We start from the raw sequence: 21,481 nt of genomic DNA, 5'->3' as shown, positions 1-21,481 counted from the left end.
CTGTCACTTCTGCGCCACATCGGCCGCTCCCTTCGGGGAAGGCGAAACTGTCGGTGCCGTGTGGCACGGTGGACCGGTCGTCGTCCACGAGCACGCAAAGGAGGGGCCGCATGGCCGGCTGGGGTGAGTTCGCCGAATCGGCGCCGGAGTTCGCCGCCCGGGTCCGGGAGTCGTTCGAGTCGCACAAGCACAAGACCATCGCGACGCTGCGGAAGGACGGCTCGCCGCGGATCAGCGGCATCGAGGCCGACATCACCGGCGCAGACCTGTGGTTCGGGTCGATGCCCGGCGCGCTGAAGGCCCGTGACCTGCTACGCGACCCGCGCTTCGCGCTGCATGGCCCGCCGGTCCTGGTCGACGCCGAAGAGGCCGAAGGCACCGAAGCCCCGGCTCCTGCGGTGGGCGACGTGAAGCTGTCCGGGCGCGCGGTCGAGATCACCGACCCGGCGCGGATCGCGTCGCTGCTGGCCGCCCGCGGCTTCGATCCCGACGCCTTCGACGGGTCGCATTTCTTCACGGCCGACATTCACGAGGTGGTCGCCATCCGGATCGAGGGGGATGCCATGGTGATCGAGCTCTGGCGGCCCGGCCACGCGGTGCGCCGCCTGCAGCGCACGTAGGCGCGCCCGCCCGCGCCTCAGGCGTGTGGATTCACGGCTTGCGCCCGATGCCGCCCAGCAGCGGTATCGGCGCGAGCGGGTCGTCGTCGTGGTGGGGGAAGGGGCCGGGGCCACCCGGGGCGTCCGGGAGGATCTGGTTGATCGACCGCACTTTCTCCACCACGGTCGTGCCCGCCAGGAACGCGGTGAGCTGTTCGCCGTCCCGGAAGACCGGCCGGGTGCCGGGCACGGCGTAGTCCCGCCTGACGATGTTCTCCAGCCGCGGCTGGTGCTCCACATGTGAGATCACCAAGTACGACCCGGAGGGCAGGGCGTCCACCAGCCGCCGCACGATGGCGTGGACGCCCGTGTCGTCCGGGAAGAAGTGCAGGATCGCGATCATCATCAGCGCGATCGGCCGGTCGAAGTCCAGGGTCTCGGCCGCGCGCCGCAGGATCAGCTCCGGGTCGCCCAGGTCGGCCCGCACCATGGCGGTCCCGGGGTCGGTGCTCAGCAGGGCCCGCCCGTGGGCGATCACCACCGGGTCGTTGTCCACGTAGACGACCTTGGCCTGCGGGGCGAGCGCCTGCGCCACCTCGTGCACGTTCTCCTGGGTCGGCAGGCCGCAGCCGATGTCGAGGAACTGGTGGACCCGGCGACGGCCCACCAGATGCCGCACCGACCGGATCAGGAAGCGCCGGTTCTCCCACGCCAGCATCCGGACATGGGGGGCCTTGGCCATGATCGCGTCGCCCACAGCCCGGTCCGCGGCGAGATTGTCCTTGCCGCCCAGAACGTAGTCGTAGACACGCGCGATGTTCGCCTCGTTCGTGCCGATCGTCATAAAACGTGCTCCGTCCAGGGGGGTCGGGAACGCGGGCCGCCATGTGTCTCTAGTCTGGCGCGGCGCGTCCCCTGGCGCTGGAGGAGCCACGCGCTATGGCTGGAGCACGTACTTCCCGCGTACGCCGCCCTTGGCGGCCGCTCGGTGGACGACGGCGGCCTTGTCGAGTGGTACGACGGCGTGCACCCGCGCCGGGAGACGGCCCTCCGCGGCGGCGGCGAGCAGTCCGGCGAGGCGTGCGCCGTCCGGGCGTACCGACACCACGCGGACGGTGATGCCGCGCTGTTCCGCCGGAGCCGTGTGCGGTTTCACGCCGATGAACAGGCCGCCGTCGCGGACCAGCGGGATGCCCTCGTCCTGGAGCGCGGCGGCGTCGGCCACCGCGTCCCATCCGGGGATCGCCCGCGCGGTGAAGTCTGCGCCGAGGCCGCGTACGAACTCCTCGTCCTGGGCCCTGGCCAGCCCGGTGACCCGCCAGCCGCGGTCTTGGGCGAGCGGGACGACGTAGCCCCCGACCGCGCCCGCCGCGCCGGTCACCAGCAGGCCGCGGCCCTCGCCCGCGCCAAGGAGATCGACGAGCTGGGCCGCGGTCAGCGAGTTGAGCGGGACGGTGGCCGCCGTGGTCAGTTCCATGCCGTCGGGCACGGGCGCGATGTCGTCCGCGGGGACGATCACCTGCTCGGCGTAGGCGCCGAAGTCGCGATCGACGCCGCCGATCAGCCCCGCCACCCGGCTGCCGACCGGGAGATCGACGCCGGGGCCGGTCGCGGTCACGGTACCGGCGAAGTCCCAGCCCAGGCCGGTGTACCGGGGCTGGTTGATCGCCCCGAGCCCGTGGAACGCCCCGGCGGCGACAGCCAGATCGACCGGATTGACCGCGGCCCCGGCGATCTGGACGCGTACCTGCCCCGGCCCCGGTTCGGCGACAGGCACGTCGATGATCTCGATGGAGTCGGGACCGGCAGGGGTCCGGACGACCGCGGTACGGAAAGTGGTGGACATGTCGCCTCCAAAGCAGAGAACCGAAGCTGTCGCACCACCATGGATCGGGTTACTCTCTAACGTGAAGTAGGCACCTGGAAGTGCGTAGGGTACTGGGAAGTAAGGAGGGGCCGGCGATGCCGACCATGACGGCGGCCCAGCAGCGGGCGCAGGCCAAGCGGGAGTACGACGCGTTCATGGCGAACTGCCCCAGCCGCAGGCTCCTGGACCGGCTCTCCGACAAGTGGGTGTCGCTGGTGCTGGCCGCGCTCGGCGGCAGCGACTGCCCATACATCGGCGACGGCCACGACGGGGGGCGGCCGATGCGCTACTCCGAGCTGTCCCGCAAACTGGTCGGCGTCAGCCAGAAGATGCTCACCCAGACCCTCCGCGCCCTCGAACGCGACGGCCTCCTCACCCGCACGGTCACCCCGACCGTGCCGGTCACGGTCACGTACGAACTGACCGACCTCGGGCGTTCCCTGTACGAGGTGATGCGCGCGATCAAGCTATGGGCGGAGACGCACATGGAGGAAGTCCTCGCCAACCGAGAGGAGTACGACACCCGCACCACCTAGCCCCCTCCGGTGGATGCTGCCGGGGTGCCGGGGTTCACGGGTGTGTGGTGCCCAGGCAGTGCGCCGCTTTTGCTGACGATGTGCGTGGGCGCAGGGTATCGAGAGGGTGGCCCGTAGGGCTGCGGCGAGTGCGGCGGAGGTTCCGCAGGGTGGGCGGTGGATGGTTCGGCGCCGGAACTACCCTGCCACTTTCAACCTATAGCGCAGTGGGGGGCTTGCGGCAAGACCCCGGTCGTGCCGCAGAATCGTCCGCCGGAAGGCGACGACCTCAGGAAACGGGCGGTTCATGTTCGATGTGATCATTGCCGGTGGCGGGCCGACCGGCCTGATGCTGGCCGCCGAGCTGCGCCTGCACGGCGTGCGCGTGGTGGTACTGGAGAAGGACGCCGAGCCCGCCCCGTACGTGCGTTCGCTCGGCCTGCACGTACGCAGCCTTGAGGTGATGGACCAGCGCGGGATCCTGGACCGGTTCCTCGCGCACGGCACCCGGTACCCGCTCAGGGGCGCCTTCGGCGGCATCACCAAGCCCGCGCCCGGCGGGCTGGACACCGCGCACGCCTACCTCCTCGGCATCCCGCAGACCATCACCGACCGCCTGCTGGGCGAGCGGGCCGCCGAGTTGGGGGCCGAGATCCGGCGCGGCCACGAGCTGACCGGGCTGAGCCAGGACGACGACGGGGTGACCGCCGAGATCGCCGACGGGACGCGGTTGCGCTGCCGCTACCTGGTCGGCTGCGACGGCGGCCGGAGTACGGTGCGCAAGCTGCTCGGCATCGGTTTCCCCGGCGAGCCGGCCAAGGTCGAGACGCTGCTCGGCGAGATGGAGCTGACCGAGGCCTCGGACGAGATCGCCGCCGTCGTCGAGCGGGTCCGCGCCACCCAGCTGAGGTTCGGGGCCATGCCGCTCGGCGACGGCGTGTACCGGGTCGGCGTGCCCGCCGCAGGCGTGGCCGAGGACCGTACGGTCGCGCCGACCATCGAGGAGTTCCGGCGGCAACTGCGGGCGACCGCAGGCACCGACTTCGGCGCGCGTTCGCCGCGCTGGCTGTCCCGGTTCGGCGACGCGACCCGGCTGGCCGAGCGGTACCGTTCCGGGCGGGTGCTGCTGGCCGGGGACGCGGCGCACGTCCACCCGCCGACCGGCGGGCAGGGGCTCAACCTCGGCGTCCAGGACGCCTTCAACCTGGGCTGGAAGCTCGCCGCCGAGATCGCCGGGTGGGCCCCCGCCGACCTGCTGGACAGCTACGCCACCGAACGCCGCCCGGTGGCCGCCGCCGTCCTGGACAACACCCGCGCCCAGATGGAACTACTGTCCACCGAGCCGGGGCCGCGGGCGGTGCGCGGGCTGCTGTCCGAACTGATGGACTTCGAGGCGGTCAACCGGTACCTGATCGAGAAGATCACCGCGATCGGCGTCCGCTACGACTTCGGGGGCGACCACGACCTGCTCGGGCGGCGGCTGAGGGACGTGACCCTGAAGCGGGGCCGCCTGTACGAGCTGACGCGCACCGGCCGCGGACTGCTGCTCGACCAGACCGGCCGGCTCTCGGTCACGGGCTGGGCGGATCGGGTCGATCACGTCGTCGACGTCAGCGAAGAACTCGACGCGCCCGCCGTACTGCTCCGCCCGGACGGCCACATCGCCTGGGCGGGCGACGCCCAGCGGGATTTGGCCGCGCACCTGCCCCGCTGGTTCGGCCTCGCCACGGTTCAGGGGTAGATGTCCGCGATGGCGGCCAGTACGCGTTCGTGGGCGGTGGTGGGTGGGGTGACGCCGGTGAGGACGTACGCGGCCAGGCCCTCTGCCAGTGCCACCAGGGTCAGTGCCGTCTCGTGGGGATCGAGGTGGGCGGGGACGCGTCCGGCCCGTTGGTCCTCGCTGATGAGGGCGGCCATCTGGCGGTGGAAGGCGGTGTAGAGGGTGCGCAGGCGGGTGGCGATGGCCGGGTCGGCGAGGGCGTACGCCTGGAAGGACTGGCGGACCCGCAGGTGCGCCTCGGTGGTGGCGTCGCGGGGGATGAGTTCGGTGAGCACGCTGGTCAGGACCAGGCGCGGCTCGGCGGCGTCCAGGTCGGAGCCGACCTGCTCGCGGATGCGGACGCTGGACAGGTGGTTGCCGCGCTCGAAGGCGGCCTCGATGAGCTGCCGTTTGGCCGGGAAGTAGTGCTGGACGCGGCCGGGTGAGACGCCCGCCTCGGCGGCCACCTCGGTCAGTGACACCGCCGCCAGGCCGCGGTCGGCGACGATGGCCAGCACGGCGTCGGCGATCTCCTCGCGGCGCTCCTCGTGGTGCACGCCCGGTCCCCGGCCCATCACCCTCCTTTTTCGATGTCCTCACATCGGATTATAGGCTGAGCCGCTAATCCGATGTGGGTACACCGTTCTGCGTCGCCCGCCGGGACGCAGGATGGCCGGTATGAGTGGCTACCTACCGGGCTGGGAGCAGGTGGAGATGAGCCTCCCCATCGCCTGGGAGCGGAGGTTCAGGCCCTGGAAGTACAGCGTGAGCCATTCGCGCCTGGAACTGCGGGGCTTTCCCGCGGCGGTGGGGGAGCGGGCCATCGCCCTGGCCTTTCATGGGGTGCTCGCGGTACGGCTTCGGTCCGTGTACATGGGCCTTTCGCTGGCGGAGGCGAATGCGGGCGCGCGGCGGGAGATGCTGTCCTTTGCCGGGGTTCCGCCGGACGCCGACCGTGTTCGCTGCATCGTCATCGGGCCGGACGGGCGGGACGGCTTTGTGGTGTGCGGGACGTTCTCCGCGTGGACGGCCCCTGGTCAGTCGTCGGGGAGGCCGGTGTGAGCGTGCTGCTGGTAGGTCGGGGCGGGGGATGCCGCCTTGAGGATGGCCTCGCGGATGGCGACGTTCTGGGCGAGGGCGTTGGCGGCGACCGTGGGGTCGGCGGTCTGGAGGCGCCGGGCGTCCCGGTTGGCCTGGCGGGTGAGTGCCAGGAACGGCATCGCCGTCGATTCCGGGATGCCGAGCTGTTCGGACAGCTCGTCGCCGTAGGCGCTGCGGAGGATGGCGTGGACGAGGTGGGTGAGGTCGGCGGGTGACATCAGGGGCTGCGGGTGGGCGGCCAGGCTCCCCACCTGGGCCTTGATCATGGCGGTGGTCAGGGCGCGGGAGTTCTCGTCCGGCGCGTGCTTGGTCAGGTCGAACAGCCCCATCAGCTCCGCGGCGGCCTGGTGGCCGGTGATGTCGCGGTAGAAGCTCTCGTCGTCCAGCCCGAGCAGGTACCCGATGTAGTGCCAGTACCGGTACATGTCGTGCTGCTCGGCCTCGGTCAGCTCGAAGCCCAGCGCGGCGATGGCCTGGTAGCTGATCAGGGCGAAGTCCAGCCAGGTGCGGGCCACGTCCACCTGGTTGATCGGGACGCCCCATTCGGCGGTGTCCCACCCGCGCTTGAGCGCGCTGTGCCGCATCCGCGCGTGCAGCAGCCGGACCTGGGCGGTGGCCTGGTACCCGGGGGCTCCGCGCAGCAGCCCGCCGGGCATGGTGGCCTGCGCCGTCCACATGCCGGTCTCGGCCAGCCGCCGGGGGGCCATCGTCGTCAGCCTGCCCGTCTGGACCAGCAGCCTGGCGATGGCGGGCGAGGAGTAGGTGTGCACCAGGGCCGTGGCCATGGCCGACAGCTCGAACCACAGCAGCGGAACCGACAGCGCCGCGGTCTCGCCGCGCCGGATCATCTCGGGGTCCACCCACGCGGGCACGGTCTCCATCTGCCGCAGGAACGCGGCGATCGCCGGCGGCGGGCCGGTCAGGCTCGCCAGGCCGTCGGCGAGGCCCGCGTTGAGCGCGCGGCGGCTCTCCTTGCCGAGCGCGTCGATCTCCAGGATGACGGCGTCGGCGAGCGGGTCGCCCACCCCGAGCAGTCGCACCATGCGGTCGGCCTGCTCGCCGTGCCGCTCGCGTGCGCGGTCCAGGTCGATCACCCGGCCGGGAACCCGCACGCTCTGGTCGGTGTGCGTCATGAGTCCGCTCCGTTCGTGCTCTTCAGGATGGCTACTTTTCTGATCTTGCTGTCGAAATGAGAGTACTGTCAATATGACATGGGTCGCACTGGACGGGACGCTACGATGACGCCTGAGCCACCTGGAAAGGAACCGCATGGCCGCGGAGCACGCACAGGAGTCGACGCCCGCGCAGCGGCGCAGGGACCGGCAGCGCCGGCTGATCATCCGTGAGGCGGCGCTGCTGTTCGAGGAGAACGGCGGCGAGGAGGGCGGCGGCTTCGAGAAGACCACCGCCGAGGCCATCGCCGAGCGCTCGGACATCTCGGTGAGCACCTTCTTCCGGTACTTCAAGACCAAGGCCGACGTCATCTACCTGGACCTCGGCAACGCCATCCCCGACCACCTGGACCGGGTCGCCGCCAAGCTGGTGGAAGGGCGGGGCCTGGCCGAGGCGTGGGTGGAGGGCACCTTCGAGGCCCTCGACCGGTTCGCCGCCGACGAGTACAACCGGGCGCGCATCCTGCGCGCGGTCCGGTCACCGAACTTCCACACCACCCGGGCCGTGTGGACGATCCGCTGGAACGACCAGCTCACCGAACTGCTGCGCGACCACCTGCCGGAGAGCGAGGACCGCGAGTTCCGCGCGCGGGCCACGGCGGCGGTGTGGCTGAGCACCATGTGGGTGGCCGTCGAGCAGTGGGCGTCCGTGGGCCTGGACCGGCCCCTCGCGCCCATCCTCCGCAACGCCCTCGGCCTGGCCGTCACCGCCGCCGACCAGGCCCGCGACGCCGTGCCCCCCGAGCACGGGACGCGCGGCGGCGGCTGACGTCATTCCGGCCTCACTACGGCCTCACTCCGGCCTCACTCCGGCCTCATCACGGCGCGGTCCCTCATGCCGGTAGGGGTCGGACCCCTAATGCGCCCCCTCTCCGCCGCCACCGACCTTGCCGGTCACCGGCGGGGCTGCTTAGCGTGAGGTGCTTTCACGCAGGAGAGGGGTAATTGGCCGTGAAAGGAATCGTCCTCGCCGGAGGCCGGGGAACGCGGCTGCATCCCATCACCGTCGCGGTTTCCAAACAACTGCTCCCGGTGAGCGACAAGCCGATGATTTATTACCCGCTATCGGTGCTCATGCTGGCCGGTATTCGGGACATCCTCCTTATTTCCTCGCCCGACCAGGTGCCGAATTTCGTCCGGCTGCTCGGCGACGGCACGCAGTACGGCCTGAACATCTCCTACGCCGCCCAGGAGTCGCCCGAGGGCATCGCGCAGGCGTTCCTGCTCGGCGCCGACCACATCGGCTCCGGGCCCGCCGCGCTCATCCTCGGCGACAACATCTTCCACGGGCCCTCGTTCTCCGACGTGCTGGAGGACAACGTCCGCGACGTTTCCGGCTGCGTGCTGTTCGGCTATCCGGTCGGCGACCCACACCGGTACGGCGTCGGCGAGACCGACGAGTCCGGCCGCCTGGTCTCCATCGAGGAGAAACCGGAAAAGCCACGCTCCAACCGGGCCATCACCGGCCTGTACTTCTACGACAACGACGTCATCGACATCGCCAAGAACCTCCGGCCGTCCGCCCGGGGCGAGCTGGAGATCACCGACGTGAACCTCGCCTACCTGCGCCAGGGCCGGGCCCGGCTGGTCGATCTGGGCCGCGGTTTCGCCTGGCTGGACACCGGCACCCCCGAGACGCTGCTCCAGGCCGGTCAGTACGTGCAGACCCTCGAACTCCGCCAGGGCGTGCGCATCGCCTGCCTGGAGGAGGTCGCGCTGCGGATGGGCTTCATCGACGCCGAGCAGTGCCACCGGCTCGGCGCCGCACAGTCCCAGTCCGGATACGGTCAATACGTGATGAGCATCGCGGACGGTTTCCGCGGATGAAGATCCTGGTCACCGGTGGGGCCGGGTTCATCGGCTCGCACTACGTACGCACCCTGGCCGAGCGGGACGACTGCACGCTGACCGTCCTGGACAAGCTCACCTATGCCGGAAACCCGGCCAACCTGGACCCGGTGCGCGGCCGGATCACGTTCGTCCGCGGCGACATCTGCGACGCCGCGCTCGTCGGCGACCTGATGGCCGATCACGACCAGGTGGTCCACTTCGCCGCCGAGTCCCACGTCGATCGGTCGATCACCGGCGCGGACGACTTCCTGCGCACCAACGTGACCGGCACCCACACGCTGCTCGCCGCCGCCGTCCGGCACGGGCTGGGCACGTTCGTGCACATCTCGACCGACGAGGTGTACGGGTCGATCGCCGAGGGCTCCTGGCGGGAGGACCGGCCGCTGTCGCCGAACTCGCCGTACTCGGCCTCCAAGGCGTCCTCCGACCTGGTGGCGCTGGCCTACCACCGCACGTACGGGCTGGACGTGCGGGTGACCCGCTGCTCCAACAACTACGGGCCCTGCCAGTTCCCGGAGAAGGTCATCCCGCTGTTCGTGACCAACCTGCTCGACGGCGGCACGGTGCCGCTGTACGGCGACGGCCTCAACGTGCGCGACTGGCTGCACGTCGCCGACCATGTGGCGGGCATCGAGCTGGTACGCCGGGCGGGCCGGCCCGGCGAGGTCTACAACATCGGCGGCGGCACCGAGCTGACCAACCGCGAGCTGACCGGCCTGCTGCTGGCCGCCTGCGACGCCGGGTGGGACCGCGTGGAGTACGTCGAGGACCGCAAGGGCCACGACCGCCGCTACTCCGTTGACCACACCAAGATCCGCACCGAGCTGGGCTACCACCCAGCGGTGGACTTCGAGAAGGGCCTGGCCGAGACGGTCGAGTGGTACCGGACCAATCGCCCCTGGTGGGAACCGCTCAAAAGCCGCTCAAAAGCCGCTCAAAGCCGCTTAAGGGTGCCCTAGGGGTTGCCGCCGACGATCCGAGCGACCCACCATAACGCCGCAAAGGAGGGGATCACATGCGGATTCGCGAACTCGGCATCGGTGGGGCGTACCTCATCGAGCCCAAGGTCTTTCCCGACTCCAGAGGGCTGTTCCTGGAAGTCTTCAGCCAGCCCGCCTTCACCGAGGCCGTCGGCCACCCGATGAACGTCGCCCAGGTCAACTGCTCGGTCTCGACGCGCGGCACGATCCGCGGCCTGCACGCGATCCACCTGCCCGGCCAGGCCCGGTACGTGAGCTGCCCGGCCGGTGCCATCCGCGACATCGTCGTGGACATCAGGGAGGGCTCGCCCACCTACGGCGAGCACGTCGCGGTCGAGCTGGGCGAGGACGACCGGCACGCGCTGTACCTGGCCGAAGGGCTCGCGCACGGCTTCGCGCCGCTGACCGAGCGGGCCACCGTCGTCTACCTGTGCTCAAGCACCTGGTCGCCGCAGTCGTCGTTCGAGGTGAACCCGCTCGATCCGGACCTCGACCTGCCCTGGCCGCGCGACCACGAGCCCGTGCTGTCCGGCAAGGACCGCGCCGCGCCGTCCCTGAAGGAGGCCGCACGGCTCGGCATCCTGCCCTCCTACGCCGACTGCCAGGCCCGATACGCCGAACTCGCCGGAGGAGCACCGCGATGATCCCGCTTTTCAAGGTCGCCATGTCGGAGTCCGCGCCGGGCGCGGTCGCCGAGGTCGTCGGCAGCGGCCAGATCGGCCAGGGCGCCAAGGTCGCCGCGTTCGAGCAGGCGCTGGGCGACCGGATCGGCAACCCGCGCGTCGCCACCGTCAACAGCGCCACCTCGGGGCTGCACCTCGCGCTGCACATGGCCGCGACCGGCCATGACGACGACGAGGGCGAAGTGCTCTCCACGCCGCTGACCATGGAGGCCACCAACTGGGCCATCCTGGCCAACCGGCTGCACATCAGGTGGGTGGACATCGATCCCGCCACCCTCAACGTCGATCTCGACGACCTGGCCCGCAAGATCTCCCCGCGCACCCGCGCGATCATCGTCGTCCACTTCGCCGGCTACCCGGTCGATCTCCAGCGCCTCTCGGCGATCCTCGACGACGCCGAGGCGGCCTTCGGCTTCCGCCCGATGGTGATCGAGGACTGCGCGCACGCCTGGGGGGCCACCTACCAGGGCCGCCGCCTCGGCACGCACGGCAACACCGCCGTGTTCAGCTTTCAGGCGATCAAGCATCTGACCTGCGGCGACGGCGGGGCGCTCGTCCTGCCCGACGACGCGGCGCACGAGCGGGCCACGCTGCTGCGCTGGTTCGGCATCAGCCGCTCCGCCGACCGGCTGCGCAACCCGCCGGACGTCGCCGAGTGGGGCTACAAGTTCCACATGACCGACATCAACGCCGCCATGGGGCTGGCGAACATGGCGTGGGCCGAGGAGGTCGTGGCCCGCCACCAGGCCAACGCCGCCTACTACGACCGCGAACTCGCCGGGGTGCCGGGGCTGGAGCCGACCGAACGCGCGCAGGACCGTCAGTCGTCGTTCTGGATCTACCCGATCAAGGTCGAGGACCGCGCCGGTTTCATGAAGCGCATGGACGAGGCCCAGATCATGGTCAGCAACGTCCACGAGCGCAACGACACCCACACCTGCGTCCGCCGGTACGCGGCGCTGCTGCCCGGCCTGGACCGGGTGGCGCGGCGGATCGTCTGCCTGCCCGTCGGCTGGTGGGTGACCGAGGAGCAGCGCGCTCACATCGTGGAGACCGTACGCCGCGGCTGGTAAGGCCCGGCTGCCCGGCTGCCCGGCTCAGGCCAGCAGGTGCGCCGCGGTGATCTCGCGCAGGTGGATCAGCATGTCGTAGGAGTGGGCCAGCCGGATCAGCGGCGTCGCGACCGGGTACACCGTGCCCACCACCCCGGTCGGCCGCGCCACCTGCAGCCACGCCCGCGCCCTGGCCGGGATGGTCCGCAGGTCCAGCAGGTGGTCGTCGTGGTCGATCTGGTCCAGGGTGTGCTCGTTGCTGTGGCCGCCCGCCGGGCCCACGGTGAAGGCGGTCATGTTGTTGGCCTCGTTCCAGGCGTTGAACGACCCGCGGTGGAAGGTGAAGCCGACGTTGACGTACCGGGGCCCGAGGTACTGCCGCAGGAACGCCCCGAGCACCCTCGGATAGTGCTCGGGGTCGAAGCTCTCGTAGGCGACGTGCGCGTTGTGCGCCGACAGCAGCATCCGGTGGCCGGTGCGCAGCCGCCACCACACCGTGTTCTCCGCCATCGCCATGTCCCGGTGCAGCAGGCCCTGGGCGAGCTGGGCGGGGTCGTCGAGGTCGTGGGCGTACAAGGTCCAGGTCTGGGTGATCGCCTTGGCGTGGCGGACGGCCCAGGCGTGTGAGCAGGCGTCGGGCCAGGGGTGGCGGCGCAGCAGGGTCAGCGCGCGGCGGGCCAGGAACACCAGCCAGCGCCGCTCCTCCAGCGACTTGGCCAGGTAGTGGCCGGGCCAGGCGCCGGCCCCGGGTTCGGGCCGCAACTGGCGGTAGAGCGGGGCCAGCTCGCGGCCGAGCCGGGGCGCGTGCCGCATCGCGAGGGTGAGCACCCGGTCGTACAGCTCCTCGCCCGCGTGGCCGATGTCGGCCCCCATGAACTGCACTTTCCGGTCGTGCCGCTCGTTGTGCGCGCGCATCCACTCGATGAGGTCGAGGTGCTCCAGGGTGTTCCAGAAGACGTACGACCCCTGGAACTCCTCGTCCATGATCTGCCGCGGGTCGCCCTTGCCGTGCAGCACGTAGTCGTTGAGCCGCAGCCCGGCGCTCCAGTTCGCCTCCAGCGCGAACGTGGTGAACCCCAGCTTCTCCACGAGGTACCGGAAGATCCGGTGCTTCATGGTGAAGAACTCATGGCTGTTGTGCGTCGCCTGGCCCAGGCCGACCACGCAGGCGCCTTCGACCAGCCTGCTCAGCGGTTCCAGGTCGCTGCGATCCGCGTACGGCTCTGTCGTACGCAATGGATATGCGCTGCGCCGGAGTGCGGTCGTGACGCAGTACTGCGGCGAACCGGACATCGGATCCCTTCCTGGGCTGGAATTCGACCGTTCGAAGTCCATGATCCAAGGACGGCGAAATAGGTGCCATGCAGGACTCCCCCGTCTCCGTGGTACAGCCTGCCCTACCAACGAATAGGGGCGGGCTAGGGGTTGGGCGTCGATCACCAGGTTTCTAGCATGGCGGCAGATTCCGACGACGGAAAACGCGTGATCGTCATTTTGACGAATAATCGGGAGCGGGCGAGCGCCAATGAACAGCCAGGACACCACGCTGCTACTACCGCCACTGGAACGCGCGCTCGCGGACCTCACCGACACCGAACTCGGGCTGCACCTGATGTCCACCCGGGCGATGCAGTGGTTCCTCGGCTCCAACGGCGGCGACGCCTACGCCATGGTGCTGCGCGGCCAGACCGACGACCCCTACCCGCTGTACGAGCGGCTGCGCGCCCTCGGCCCGCTGCACACGAGCGCCGCCGGAAGCCTGGTCACCTGTGACCCGGCGGTGGCCGCGCGGGTGCTGGACGGCGACGGCTTCGGGCCGGTCGGCCCGGCGGGCGGGCCGGTGCCGCCGCAGGTGGTGCCCTACTTCGGCGGCGTGCCCGGCCGCGTGGACAGGGACCTGTGGCTGCCCCGGTTCGGGGCGGAGGCGTGCGCCGCGCACGACGACCTGATGGCCGGCCTCTACCGGGCGGCCCTCGATCGCGCGCCGCGTCCCGGCTTCGACCTGATGAACGACGTGCTGCGCCCGGCCACCGCCGAGATCACCGCGAGGCTGATCGGCGTCCCCGAGGACGAGCACGACCGGTTCGCCGACCTGTGCCTGCGGCTCGCGCGGATGCCGGACAGCCTGCTCGCCGCCCAGCGGCTCGACGTCGTCCGCGACCTCGACGCCGCCTTCGCCGACCTGGACGCGCTGCTCGGCGAGTCGGCGGACGACGGGGAGGGGTTGCGCGCGATCCGGCTGCTGCTGTCGGCCGAGGGCGTGGACGCCGCCGCCCGGCTGGCCGGAAACGCCGCCCTGGCCCTGCTGGACGACCCGGACCAGTGGCGGACCCTGCGCGAGCGGCCCGAACTGGCCGCCGCCGCCGTCGAGGAGTCGCTGCGCCACGACCCGCCCGTCCAGCTCCAGGCCCGCGTGGCCGCGCAGGACGTCGAACTGGCCGGTCAGAGCGTCCCGGCGGGCACGCACGTCGTGGTCGTCGTCGCGGCGCTCGGCCGCGACCCGCAGGTCTGCCCCGAGCCCGCGCGGTTCGACCTCACCCGCGGCGTCGTGGCCCCGGCCGGCGGGGGGCTGAACGAGTTCGTCGCGCCGCTCGCCAGGCGCCAGGCGGAGGTCGCGCTGCGGGTGCTGGCCGAGAGCGCGCCGGAGATCCGGCGCGACGGCCCGGTACTGCGCGGCCGGCGCACCCCGGTCACCCGCGGCCCGCTCACCCTCGCGGTGACCACCCTCTGAGAAGGAGACCTTCCGATGCGTGTCCTCATGACGACGCTCGCGCAGGCGTCCCACTACTACAGCCAGGTCCCGCTGGCCTGGGCGCTGCGCGCGGCAGGGCACGAGGTACGGGTGGCCAGCCAGCCGATGCTGACCGACGACATCCTGGCCTCCGGCCTGCCCGCGGTGCCCGTCGGCACCGACCACGTGCTCCAGCAGATGCGGCAGGACCTCGCCATGGCGGGGAACGTGACCTTCCCGAAGATGTACGAGGAGCGGGACGAGCCCCCGACCTGGGCCGACGCCCTCGACTTCGAGATGTTGACGACCGCGCTCATGCTGATGGCGGCCAACAACGACACGATGGTGGACGGCCTGGTCTCCTACGCCCGGTCCTGGCGGCCCGACCTGGTGATCTCCGAGCCCTACACCTACGCGGGGGGCATCGCCGCGGCGGCCTGCGGCGCCGCGCACGCCCGCCTGCTGTGGGGGCTGGACGCGCCGGGCAGCGCCCGCAAGGTGTTCAACGAGCTGCGCGACCGGCAGCCGGAGCAGCACCGCGAGGACCCGGTCGCCGAGTGGCTGACCTGGACGGCGGCCCGGTACGACGTGCCCTTCGGCGACCATCTGATCACCGGCCACTGGACGATCGACCCGCTGCCCAAGAGCCTGCGGCTGCCCGTGGACGTGCCCACGCTGGGCATGCGCTACATCCCCTACAACGGCCGCTCGGTGATCCCCGACTGGCTGCTGGAGCCGCCGGCCAAGCCGCGCGTGTGCCTCACCCTCGGCCTGTCCGGCCGGGACTTCATGGGGGCCGACCCGTTCTCCCCGGCCGAGCTGGTCGACGCGATGGCCGACCTGGACATCGAGCTGGTCGCCACGCTCTCCGGGGCGCAGCGCGAGGGCCTGGAGAAGGTGCCGGACAACACCAGGATCGAGGACTTCGTCCCGTTGCAGGCGCTGTTGCCGACCTGCCGGGCGACCATCCACCACGGCGGCTTCGGCTCGGTCGGCGGGGCGCTGATCAACGGCGTGCCGCAGATCACCATCGCCGACATGTGGGACACCCCGGTCAAGGGCCAGATGATCGAGGACCAGGGCGCCGGGCTGTTCTTCCGCCCGGAGCGGATGAGCGCCCAGACCGTGCGCGAGGGCGTGGAACGGCTGCTCTCCGAGCCGTCCTTCGCCGACAACGCCGCGCGGCTGCGCGCCGAGCTGCTGGCCGAGCCCACCCCGGCCGCCCTCGTCGCCGAACTGGAGCGGCTGACCGGCGAGCACAGGAGCTGACGGCCGGTGAGCGTGATGGCCCCGGCCACCAAGGGCACGATCCCGTTCGGGCCGTACCGGACCTGGCACCGGGTGACCGGCCGGCTGCGCGCCGGCCGGCCCGCGGTGGTCGTGGTCCACGGCGGGCCCGGCAGCACCCACGACTACCTGCTCCCGCTCTGCGCGCTGGCCGAGCGGGGCTGGCCGGTCGTCCACTACGACCAGCTCGGCAGCGGCGGCTCCACGCATCTGCCGGACAAGGGCCCGGACTTCTGGACCGTTCAGCTCTTTCTCGACGAGCTGGACAACCTGCTCACCAAGCTGGGCATCGCCGATGACTACGTGCTGTTCGGCCAGTCGTGGGGCGGCATGCTGTCGGCCGCGCACGCGGCCCGCCGCCCGCCGGGGCTGCGCGGCCTGGTCATCGCCAACTCGCCCGCCTCGATGCCGACCTGGCTGAGCGAGATGGAGGTGCTGCGCGCGCAGCTCCCGCCCGACGTGCAGGAGACGCTGCGCAGGCACGAGACGGCCGGGACGACCGACAGCGAGGAGTACTTCCGCGCCTCGCAGGTCTTCCACCAGCGGCACGTGTGCAGGCTGGACCCGTGGCCGCGCGACTACACCGCGACCTTCCTGGAGCTGCGCGACAACCCGACGGTGTACCACATCATGAACGGGCCGAACGAGTTCCACGTCATCGGCACCCTGCGCGATTGGTCGGTGGAGGACGTGCTGCCGGACATCGCGGTGCCGACCCTGCTGATCAGCGGGCGGTACGACGAGGCCACCCCGGTCACCGTGCAGCCCTTCCAGGACCTGATCCCGGACGTGCGCTGGGAGCTGTTCGAGGAGTCCAGCCATGTGCCGCACCTGGAGGAGCCGGAGCGCTTCCTGAAGGTCATGACCGACTACCTGGACCGGTTGCGTTGATCGGTTTCGGGGGGTTCGTCCGGCAGGCGGCGCGGCGCGGGACCCTGGTGGTCCAGCCCAGGATGGGCTTCAGCGCGCCCGAGCGGATGCGCGCCGGGCTGCTGGCCACCCGGCGGGCCCCCGCCACCACGGTCGGCACGATCACCGTGGACAGCTACACCAGGATCGGCCACCTGGACCGGGCGCACGCCGCCCTCCGCGACGGCGAACCGCTCAACGGCTACCCGATCGCCACCCACCCCACCGAGGTCACCCGCGAGGTCCTGGCCGGGATCGCGGGCCCGGACTTCCCCGTGCAGGTACGGCACGGGTCGGCCGTCCCGCGGGACATCGTGCTCGCCTCGATCGCCGCCGGGCTGCACGCCACGGAGGGCGGCCCGGTGTCGTACTGCCTGCCGTACGGCCGCACACCGCTGCACCAGTCGGTCCACAACTGGGCCACCGTCTGCGAGAAGCTGGCCGAACTGCGCGACGTCGGCATCGAACCGCACCTGGAGACCTTCGGCGGCTGCATGCTCGGCCAGCTCTGCCCGCCGAGCCAGCTCGTCGCGCTCAGCGTGTGCGAGGCGCTGTTCTTCGCCCAGCACGGCCTGTGCGACATCTCGGTCAGCTACGCCCAGCAGACCAACCACGAGCAGGACCGCGAAGCCGTCCTCGCGCTGCGCAGGCTGTGCGCCGAACTCCTGCCGCACGTCAACTGGCACGTCGTCATCTACGCCTACATGGGCATGTACCCGGCCACGGACGGCGGCGCGCGGAGACTGCTCGGCCGGGCCGCCGAACTGGCCGTCGAGACCGGCGCCGAACGGCTGATCGTCAAGACCGTCGCCGAGTCCCGGCGCATCCCCACCATCGAGGAGAACGTCGCCGCGCTGGCCCACGCGGGCGAGGTCGCCGCCCTGACCCGCCCGCCCACCCGCGCGCCCGCCGCCGACTCCCAGATCTACGCCGAGGCGCGGGCCCTGGTCGAGGCCGTGCTGGACGGCGCGAGCGACCTCGGCGAGGCCCTGCTGCTCGCCTTCAAACAGGGCCACCTCGACATCCCCTACTGCGTGCATCCCGACAACCAGGGGCGGACCAGGAGCTTCATCGACGACACCGGCCGGCTCCGCTGGGCCGACACCGGCTCGCTGCCGCTGGCCGGGCTGGTCACCACCGGGTCGTCGCGGCCGGTCACCTCCAGCGATCTACTCGCCGCACTGTCGTACGTGCAGCGGACCTACGACGACGAGGAAGACCATGAAGTACTCACGTCCGCTGCTCGCGGCCGGGATCTCGCTGGCGGGCCTGCTGGCCTCGGCCGTCGTACCGGCGGCGCCGGCGTCGGCCGCTGACACGCGGGCCGTGCCCGGCCTGCGCGCCCCCGTCCAGCAGATCACCGACCGCTGGGGCGTGCCGCACCTGTACGCGCGCAGCACCGACGACCTGTTCTTCGCCCAGGGCTACACCGCGGCCAAGGACCGGCTCTTCCAGATGGACCTGTGGCGCAGGCGCGGCCTCGGCCTGCTCTCCGAGGTGCTCGGCCCCGCCTACCTGGCCCAGGACCGCGCCACCCGGCTGTTCCTGTACCGGGGCGACATGCGCGAGGAGTGGGACTCCTACGGGCCGGAGGCGCGGCGGGCCGCCACCCGCTTCACCGAGGGCGTCAACGCCTACATCGACGCCCTGGACCCGGCCGCGCTGCCCCCCGAGTTCGGCAAGCTGGGCTATACGCCCGCGCGCTGGCGGCCCGAGGACGTCGTCCGCATCCGCAGCAACGCGCTGTCGCTGAACGTCGCCAGCGAGGTCATCCGCTCGATGGTCGTCTGCGCGGGCGGCATCGAGGCGGCCGGGAGGCTCGGCAGGCACCAGCCCGAGTGGACCACCACGCTGCCCGACGGCCTGGACCCGTGCGCGGTGACCCCCGACATCCTGACCCCGTACATGCTGGCCATCACCGGCGTCACCGTCCAGAACGGCCAGGTGCGCACGGTACCGCCGCAGGCCCCGGCCGCCGAGGGCAGCAACGCCTGGGCGGTCGCGCCGCACCGCACGGCCACCGGCCGGCCCGTCCTGGCGGCCGACCCGCACCGCGCGATGACCGCGCCCGCGCTGCGGTACGTCACCCACCTGTCGGCCCCCGGCCTGAACGTGATCGGCGCGGGCGAGCCCGCGCTGCCCGGCGTGGCCATGGGCCACAACGGCACGGTGGCGTTCGGGCTGACGGTGTTCGGCGTGGACCAGGAGGACCTGTACGTCTACCGGCTCGACCCGGACGACCCCGGCCGCTACCGGTACGGCGACCGCTGGGAGCGCTTCACCACCGTCAAGGAGACCGTGCCGGTCGCGGGCCAGGCCCCGCGCGAGGTCGAGCTGACCTTCACCCGGCACGGCCCGGTCATGAAGGTGGACACCGCCCGCGGCCTCGCCTACGCCGTGCGCACCACCTGGCTGGAACCCGGCACCTCCCCCTACTTCGGCAGCCTGCGCCTGATGCGGGCGCGTGACTTCCGCGACTTCGCCGAGATCATGCGCACCTGGGGCGGCCCGCCGGAGAACCAGGTGTACGCCGACACCTCCGGCACCATCGGCTGGGTGCCCGGCGGGCTGGCCCCGCTGCGCACCGGCTACGACGGCCTGCTGCCGGTCCCCGGCGACGGCCGCTTCGAGTGGCGCGGCTTCCTGGACGGGGCCCGGCTGCCCCGCGTCAGCGATCCCCGCGCGGGGTTCATCAGCTCGGCCAACGAGTTCAACCTGCCGCCCACGCCGCGCGTCGGCTTCGAGTGGGAGGCCCCCTACCGCAAGCAGCGCATCGACCAGGTGCTCGCCGCCGACCGGCGGCACTCCGTGGCCGACGCGATGCGGTTGCAGGGCGACCAGGTCTCACTGCCCGCCCGGCGGGTGCTGGCCGTACTGCGGCGGCTGACCGGCGACGACCCGGTCACCCGGCGGGCGCTGGCGCTGCTGCGCCGCTACGACGGCACGGCGAGCGCCGGGTCGGCGGGCGCGGCGCTGTTCGAGCCGTGGTTCACCCGGCACCTGACGCCCGCGTTCCTGGCCAAGGTCCTGCCGCCGCACATCGCGGCGATCCTGCCGCGCTCGGACGTGACGCTGCTCATCGAGGCCGTCGAGCACCCCACGCGGTGGTTCGGCCCGGACGGCGCGAAGGTCAGGGACGCGATGCTGCTCGACACGCTCAAGGCCGCGTACGCGGAGGTCAGTGGGCGGCTCGGCGACGACCCGGCGACCTGGCGGTGGGGCGCGCTGCACCACACCGTGTTCGCCGGCCCGCTGGGGGCGCACCTGGGGCCGTTCCCGCGCGGCGGCTCGCCGTACACGGTGGACGCCTCGCAGTACCAGCCCGGGACGTACACCTCGCACACCGGGGCCGCGCTCAAGATGGTGCTGGACGTGGGCGATTGGGACGCCTCGCGGTTCACCAGCGCGCCCGGCCAGTCGGGCGACCCCCGCTCGCCGCACTACGACGATCTCATTGAGGGGTACGCGCCGCTGCTCTACACCCGCGCCGCCGTCGAGCGTAACGCCGAGAGCAGGCTGACGCTCATCCCCGCAAGAGAGTAGCCGCGAGGCCGCGCAGCTCGCCCTTGTCCACCTTGCGGTTGTGGTTCAGGGGCAGGTCGTCCAGGTGGCGGAAGCGCCGGGGGATCATCCCGGCGGGCAGCACCCTGCCGAGCTGTTCGGCCAGCCTCGCGGTCGAGGACGGCGTGCCGGTGTAGAACGCGACCAGCTCGACGCCGCCGCCGTTGGTGACGCCGACGGTGACGGCGTCGGTCACGCCCGCGCAGCCGCGCAGCGCGTGGTCGATCTCGGCCAGTTCGACCCGCAGCCCGTGTACCTGGACCTGCCCGTCCAGCCGGCCCAGGTACAGCAGTGTGCCGCCGGGCAGCTCCCGCACCCGGTCGCCGGTCCGGTACCAGCGGCGGCCGTCGCGGGAAAGGAAACGGCCCTCGTCGTCGGCCGGATCGACGTAGCCGGGGGTCAGCTGCGGACCGGCGACGCACAGCTCGCCGTCCACGATCAGGTGGTCGTGCCCGTCGTGGATCGTCCCGATCGGCACCACGCCGTTGACGCTCAGCCGCGCGGACTCCTCGCCCGCCCAGCGGTGGGCGCTGATCGTGACGGTCAGCTCGGTGGGGCCGTACAGGTTCTCCAGGGTGGACTGCGGGGCCGCGGCCTGCCAGTCGGCGGCGTCGGCGCAGGTCAGCGCCTCGCCCGCGAAGAAGCTCCAGCGCAGCTCGGGCATCGAGCCGGGGGAGAGACCGCCGGTCCTGCGTACCAGCGCGATGGCGCTCGGCGTGGAGAACCACACCGAGAGCCCCTGCCCGGCCACGAACTCCGGCATCCTGCGGTACGCCTGCGGCGGCACCGCCACCACCGAACCGCCCGCGCCCCACGCGCAGAACACGTCGAACATGGCGCAGTCGAAGTTCAGGTCGAAGGTCTGGGAGAAGACGTCGGCGGGGGTGAAGTCGTAGCGGTCGTCGAGCAGGCCGAAGTAGTGGGCGGTGCCCCCGTGCGTGATCGGCACGCCCTTCGGCCGGCCGGTAGAGCCCGAGGTGAACAGGATGTAGGCCACGTCGGAGAGGTCGGCGCCGCGCGGTTCGGGGAGCGGGCGTTCCGGCTCAGGTGCGTACACCTGCGGGGCCAGGGCCTTCAGCGCGGGCAGCACCGCCGCCCCGGCCTCATCGGTGACCAGCGCGGTCACGCCGCTCTGCGCCACCATCCCGGCCAGCCGGGCCACCGGGAACCCGGCGTGCAGCGGCACGACCGTGGCCCCCGCGTACAGCGCGGCCAGGATGCCGGCGTAGGCGTCGACGGACTTGGCCGCCAGCACGCCGACGGTCGTGGGCGGCAGCGCGCCCGCCCGTAGCAGCGCGCGGGCGTGCAGCTCGCGGTAGGTGATCGCGTCGGCCCCGACCCGCACCGCGACCCGATCGGGGGCCAGCGCCAGGCCGCGCAGGAACCGTTCGTGCAGCGCGTTCATCTCGTCGTC

General features: G+C 71.8%; 20 protein-coding genes. 14 read left to right on the top strand and 6 right to left on the bottom strand.

Going from position 1 to position 21,481, the window contains the following annotated elements:
* Positions 1 to 110: 110 nt before the first annotated feature.
* Entirely contained in the window at positions 111 to 620 is a 510-nt protein-coding gene (locus tag DP939_RS07260; protein WP_113979815.1) for a pyridoxamine 5'-phosphate oxidase family protein, read from the top strand.
* Positions 621 to 651: 31 nt separating this feature from the next.
* Here DP939_RS07260 and DP939_RS07255 read toward each other — a convergent pair whose 3' ends face one another.
* Together DP939_RS07255 and DP939_RS07250 are read right to left on the bottom strand one after the other, a co-directional pair.
* A complete protein-coding gene (locus DP939_RS07255) occupies positions 652 to 1,443 on the bottom strand; it encodes an SAM-dependent methyltransferase (protein WP_113979814.1) in 792 nt (263 codons plus the stop codon).
* A 93-nt stretch (positions 1,444 to 1,536) separates the two neighbouring features.
* On the bottom strand, positions 1,537 to 2,445 hold the full coding sequence (locus DP939_RS07250) for an NADP-dependent oxidoreductase (RefSeq protein ID WP_113979813.1): 909 nt from the start codon (positions 2,443 to 2,445) through the stop codon (positions 1,537 to 1,539).
* 116 nt (positions 2,446 to 2,561) lie between these two features.
* Here DP939_RS07250 and DP939_RS07245 point away from each other — a divergent pair, with 116 nt between their 5' ends.
* Positions 2,562 to 3,002 carry a winged helix-turn-helix transcriptional regulator gene (locus DP939_RS07245; protein WP_113979812.1) on the top strand — a complete coding sequence of 147 codons (441 nt, stop codon included), beginning with the start codon at positions 2,562 to 2,564 and terminating at the stop codon, positions 3,000 to 3,002.
* 286 nt (positions 3,003 to 3,288) lie between these two features.
* On the top strand, positions 3,289 to 4,722 hold the full coding sequence (gene rox / locus DP939_RS07240) for a rifampin monooxygenase (RefSeq protein WP_113979811.1): 1,434 nt from the start codon (positions 3,289 to 3,291) through the stop codon (positions 4,720 to 4,722).
* Here rox and DP939_RS07235 read toward each other — a convergent pair.
* Positions 4,713 to 5,315, bottom strand: a complete 603-nt coding sequence (locus DP939_RS07235; RefSeq protein ID WP_113979810.1) for a TetR/AcrR family transcriptional regulator — start codon at positions 5,313 to 5,315, stop codon at positions 4,713 to 4,715. The two genes, rox and DP939_RS07235, sit on opposite strands and share 10 nt — an antisense overlap.
* A 103-nt stretch (positions 5,316 to 5,418) precedes the next feature.
* On the opposite strand from DP939_RS07235, the gene DP939_RS07230 reads away from it, so the two are divergent.
* Positions 5,419 to 5,802, top strand: coding sequence for a hypothetical protein (locus DP939_RS07230; RefSeq protein WP_113979809.1), 384 nt, complete (start codon positions 5,419 to 5,421; stop codon positions 5,800 to 5,802).
* Here DP939_RS07230 and DP939_RS07225 read toward each other — a convergent pair.
* Entirely contained in the window at positions 5,778 to 6,974 is a 1,197-nt protein-coding gene (locus DP939_RS07225; RefSeq protein ID WP_158578494.1) for an oxygenase MpaB family protein, read from the bottom strand. The two genes, DP939_RS07230 and DP939_RS07225, sit on opposite strands and share 25 nt — an antisense overlap.
* Before the next feature lie 136 nt (positions 6,975 to 7,110).
* Here DP939_RS07225 and DP939_RS45365 point away from each other — a divergent pair, with 136 nt between their 5' ends.
* From DP939_RS45365 to DP939_RS07195, 5 genes are all read left to right on the top strand, one after another.
* On the top strand, positions 7,111 to 7,782 hold the full coding sequence (locus tag DP939_RS45365; RefSeq protein WP_147267909.1) for a TetR family transcriptional regulator: 672 nt from the start codon (positions 7,111 to 7,113) through the stop codon (positions 7,780 to 7,782).
* A 182-nt stretch (positions 7,783 to 7,964) separates the two neighbouring features.
* Entirely contained in the window at positions 7,965 to 8,840 is an 876-nt protein-coding gene (gene rfbA, locus DP939_RS07210; RefSeq protein WP_113980097.1) for a glucose-1-phosphate thymidylyltransferase RfbA, read from the top strand.
* Positions 8,837 to 9,823, top strand: a complete 987-nt coding sequence (gene rfbB / locus DP939_RS07205; RefSeq protein ID WP_113979805.1) for a dTDP-glucose 4,6-dehydratase — start codon at positions 8,837 to 8,839, stop codon at positions 9,821 to 9,823. Before rfbA ends, rfbB begins: the two co-directional genes overlap by 4 nt.
* A 56-nt stretch (positions 9,824 to 9,879) precedes the next feature.
* Positions 9,880 to 10,488: a dTDP-4-dehydrorhamnose 3,5-epimerase gene (rfbC, locus tag DP939_RS07200; RefSeq protein WP_225878088.1), complete on the top strand. Its 609-nt coding sequence runs from the start codon at positions 9,880 to 9,882 to the stop codon at positions 10,486 to 10,488.
* Positions 10,485 to 11,600: a DegT/DnrJ/EryC1/StrS family aminotransferase gene (locus tag DP939_RS07195; protein ID WP_113979804.1), complete on the top strand. Its 1,116-nt coding sequence runs from the start codon at positions 10,485 to 10,487 to the stop codon at positions 11,598 to 11,600. The genes rfbC and DP939_RS07195 overlap by 4 nt, the downstream gene beginning before the upstream one ends.
* A gap of 24 nt (positions 11,601 to 11,624) precedes the next feature.
* Here the strand turns inward: DP939_RS07195 and DP939_RS07190 are convergent, their stop codons facing one another.
* On the bottom strand, positions 11,625 to 12,872 hold the full coding sequence (locus DP939_RS07190) for an erythromycin esterase family protein (RefSeq protein WP_158578493.1): 1,248 nt from the start codon (positions 12,870 to 12,872) through the stop codon (positions 11,625 to 11,627).
* A gap of 232 nt (positions 12,873 to 13,104) precedes the next feature.
* On the opposite strand from DP939_RS07190, the gene DP939_RS07185 reads away from it, so the two are divergent.
* Genes DP939_RS07185 through DP939_RS07165 form a run of 5 tightly spaced genes read left to right on the top strand, consistent with a single transcriptional unit; the run spans position 13,105 to position 20,049 of the window.
* Positions 13,105 to 14,310: a cytochrome P450 family protein gene (locus tag DP939_RS07185; protein ID WP_113979802.1), complete on the top strand. Its 1,206-nt coding sequence runs from the start codon at positions 13,105 to 13,107 to the stop codon at positions 14,308 to 14,310.
* Between the two features lie 15 nt (positions 14,311 to 14,325).
* Positions 14,326 to 15,579 (top strand): activator-dependent family glycosyltransferase, encoded by a 1,254-nt coding sequence (locus tag DP939_RS07180; RefSeq protein WP_113979801.1) that lies wholly within the window; start codon positions 14,326 to 14,328, stop codon positions 15,577 to 15,579.
* A gap of 15 nt (positions 15,580 to 15,594) precedes the next feature.
* Entirely contained in the window at positions 15,595 to 16,488 is an 894-nt protein-coding gene (locus DP939_RS07175) for a proline iminopeptidase-family hydrolase (protein ID WP_113979800.1), read from the top strand.
* The gene (locus tag DP939_RS07170) at positions 16,485 to 17,822 is read left to right on the top strand and encodes a methylaspartate mutase (RefSeq protein WP_113979799.1); all 1,338 of its coding nucleotides are present in this window, start codon (positions 16,485 to 16,487) and stop codon (positions 17,820 to 17,822) included. The genes DP939_RS07175 and DP939_RS07170 overlap by 4 nt, the downstream gene beginning before the upstream one ends.
* On the top strand, positions 17,728 to 20,049 hold the full coding sequence (locus tag DP939_RS07165) for a penicillin acylase family protein (protein ID WP_113979798.1): 2,322 nt from the start codon (positions 17,728 to 17,730) through the stop codon (positions 20,047 to 20,049). Before DP939_RS07170 ends, DP939_RS07165 begins: the two co-directional genes overlap by 95 nt.
* Here DP939_RS07165 and DP939_RS07160 read toward each other — a convergent pair.
* A complete protein-coding gene (locus DP939_RS07160) occupies positions 20,030 to 21,472 on the bottom strand; it encodes an AMP-binding protein (protein WP_113979797.1) in 1,443 nt (480 codons plus the stop codon). The genes DP939_RS07165 and DP939_RS07160 overlap by 20 nt on opposite strands.
* Between the last annotated feature and the right edge of the window lie 9 nt (positions 21,473 to 21,481).

The sequence above is a fragment of the Spongiactinospora rosea genome (assembly GCF_003315795.1).
GTDB lineage: Bacteria > Actinomycetota > Actinomycetes > Streptosporangiales > Streptosporangiaceae > Spongiactinospora > Spongiactinospora rosea.
The sequence above is the reverse complement of the archived record's forward strand: the minus strand, read 5'-3'. Positions and strand labels throughout refer to the sequence as shown.

What these genes read in the sequence shown, in the direction of transcription:
- DP939_RS07260 (WP_113979815.1), top strand. Translation starts at nt 111, where the DNA reads ATGGCCGGCTGGGGTGAGTTCGCCGAATCGGCGCCGGAGTTCGCCGCC.
- DP939_RS07255 (WP_113979814.1), bottom strand. Translation starts at nt 1,443, where the DNA reads ATGACGATCGGCACGAACGAGGCGAACATCGCGCGTGTCTACGACTAC.
- DP939_RS07250 (WP_113979813.1), bottom strand. Translation starts at nt 2,445, where the DNA reads ATGTCCACCACTTTCCGTACCGCGGTCGTCCGGACCCCTGCCGGTCCC.
- DP939_RS07245 (WP_113979812.1), top strand. Translation starts at nt 2,562, where the DNA reads ATGCCGACCATGACGGCGGCCCAGCAGCGGGCGCAGGCCAAGCGGGAG.
- rox (WP_113979811.1), top strand. Translation starts at nt 3,289, where the DNA reads ATGTTCGATGTGATCATTGCCGGTGGCGGGCCGACCGGCCTGATGCTG.
- DP939_RS07235 (WP_113979810.1), bottom strand. Translation starts at nt 5,315, where the DNA reads ATGGGCCGGGGACCGGGCGTGCACCACGAGGAGCGCCGCGAGGAGATC.
- DP939_RS07230 (WP_113979809.1), top strand. Translation starts at nt 5,419, where the DNA reads ATGAGTGGCTACCTACCGGGCTGGGAGCAGGTGGAGATGAGCCTCCCC.
- DP939_RS07225 (WP_158578494.1), bottom strand. Translation starts at nt 6,974, where the DNA reads ATGACGCACACCGACCAGAGCGTGCGGGTTCCCGGCCGGGTGATCGAC.
- DP939_RS45365 (WP_147267909.1), top strand. Translation starts at nt 7,111, where the DNA reads ATGGCCGCGGAGCACGCACAGGAGTCGACGCCCGCGCAGCGGCGCAGG.
- rfbB (WP_113979805.1), top strand. Translation starts at nt 8,837, where the DNA reads ATGAAGATCCTGGTCACCGGTGGGGCCGGGTTCATCGGCTCGCACTAC.
- rfbC (WP_225878088.1), top strand. Translation starts at nt 9,880, where the DNA reads ATGCGGATTCGCGAACTCGGCATCGGTGGGGCGTACCTCATCGAGCCC.
- DP939_RS07195 (WP_113979804.1), top strand. Translation starts at nt 10,485, where the DNA reads ATGATCCCGCTTTTCAAGGTCGCCATGTCGGAGTCCGCGCCGGGCGCG.
- DP939_RS07190 (WP_158578493.1), bottom strand. Translation starts at nt 12,872, where the DNA reads ATGTCCGGTTCGCCGCAGTACTGCGTCACGACCGCACTCCGGCGCAGC.
- DP939_RS07185 (WP_113979802.1), top strand. Translation starts at nt 13,105, where the DNA reads ATGAACAGCCAGGACACCACGCTGCTACTACCGCCACTGGAACGCGCG.
- DP939_RS07180 (WP_113979801.1), top strand. Translation starts at nt 14,326, where the DNA reads ATGCGTGTCCTCATGACGACGCTCGCGCAGGCGTCCCACTACTACAGC.
- DP939_RS07175 (WP_113979800.1), top strand. Translation starts at nt 15,595, where the DNA reads ATGGCCCCGGCCACCAAGGGCACGATCCCGTTCGGGCCGTACCGGACC.
- DP939_RS07165 (WP_113979798.1), top strand. Translation starts at nt 17,728, where the DNA reads ATGAAGTACTCACGTCCGCTGCTCGCGGCCGGGATCTCGCTGGCGGGC.
- DP939_RS07160 (WP_113979797.1), bottom strand. Translation starts at nt 21,472, where the DNA reads ATGAACGCGCTGCACGAACGGTTCCTGCGCGGCCTGGCGCTGGCCCCC.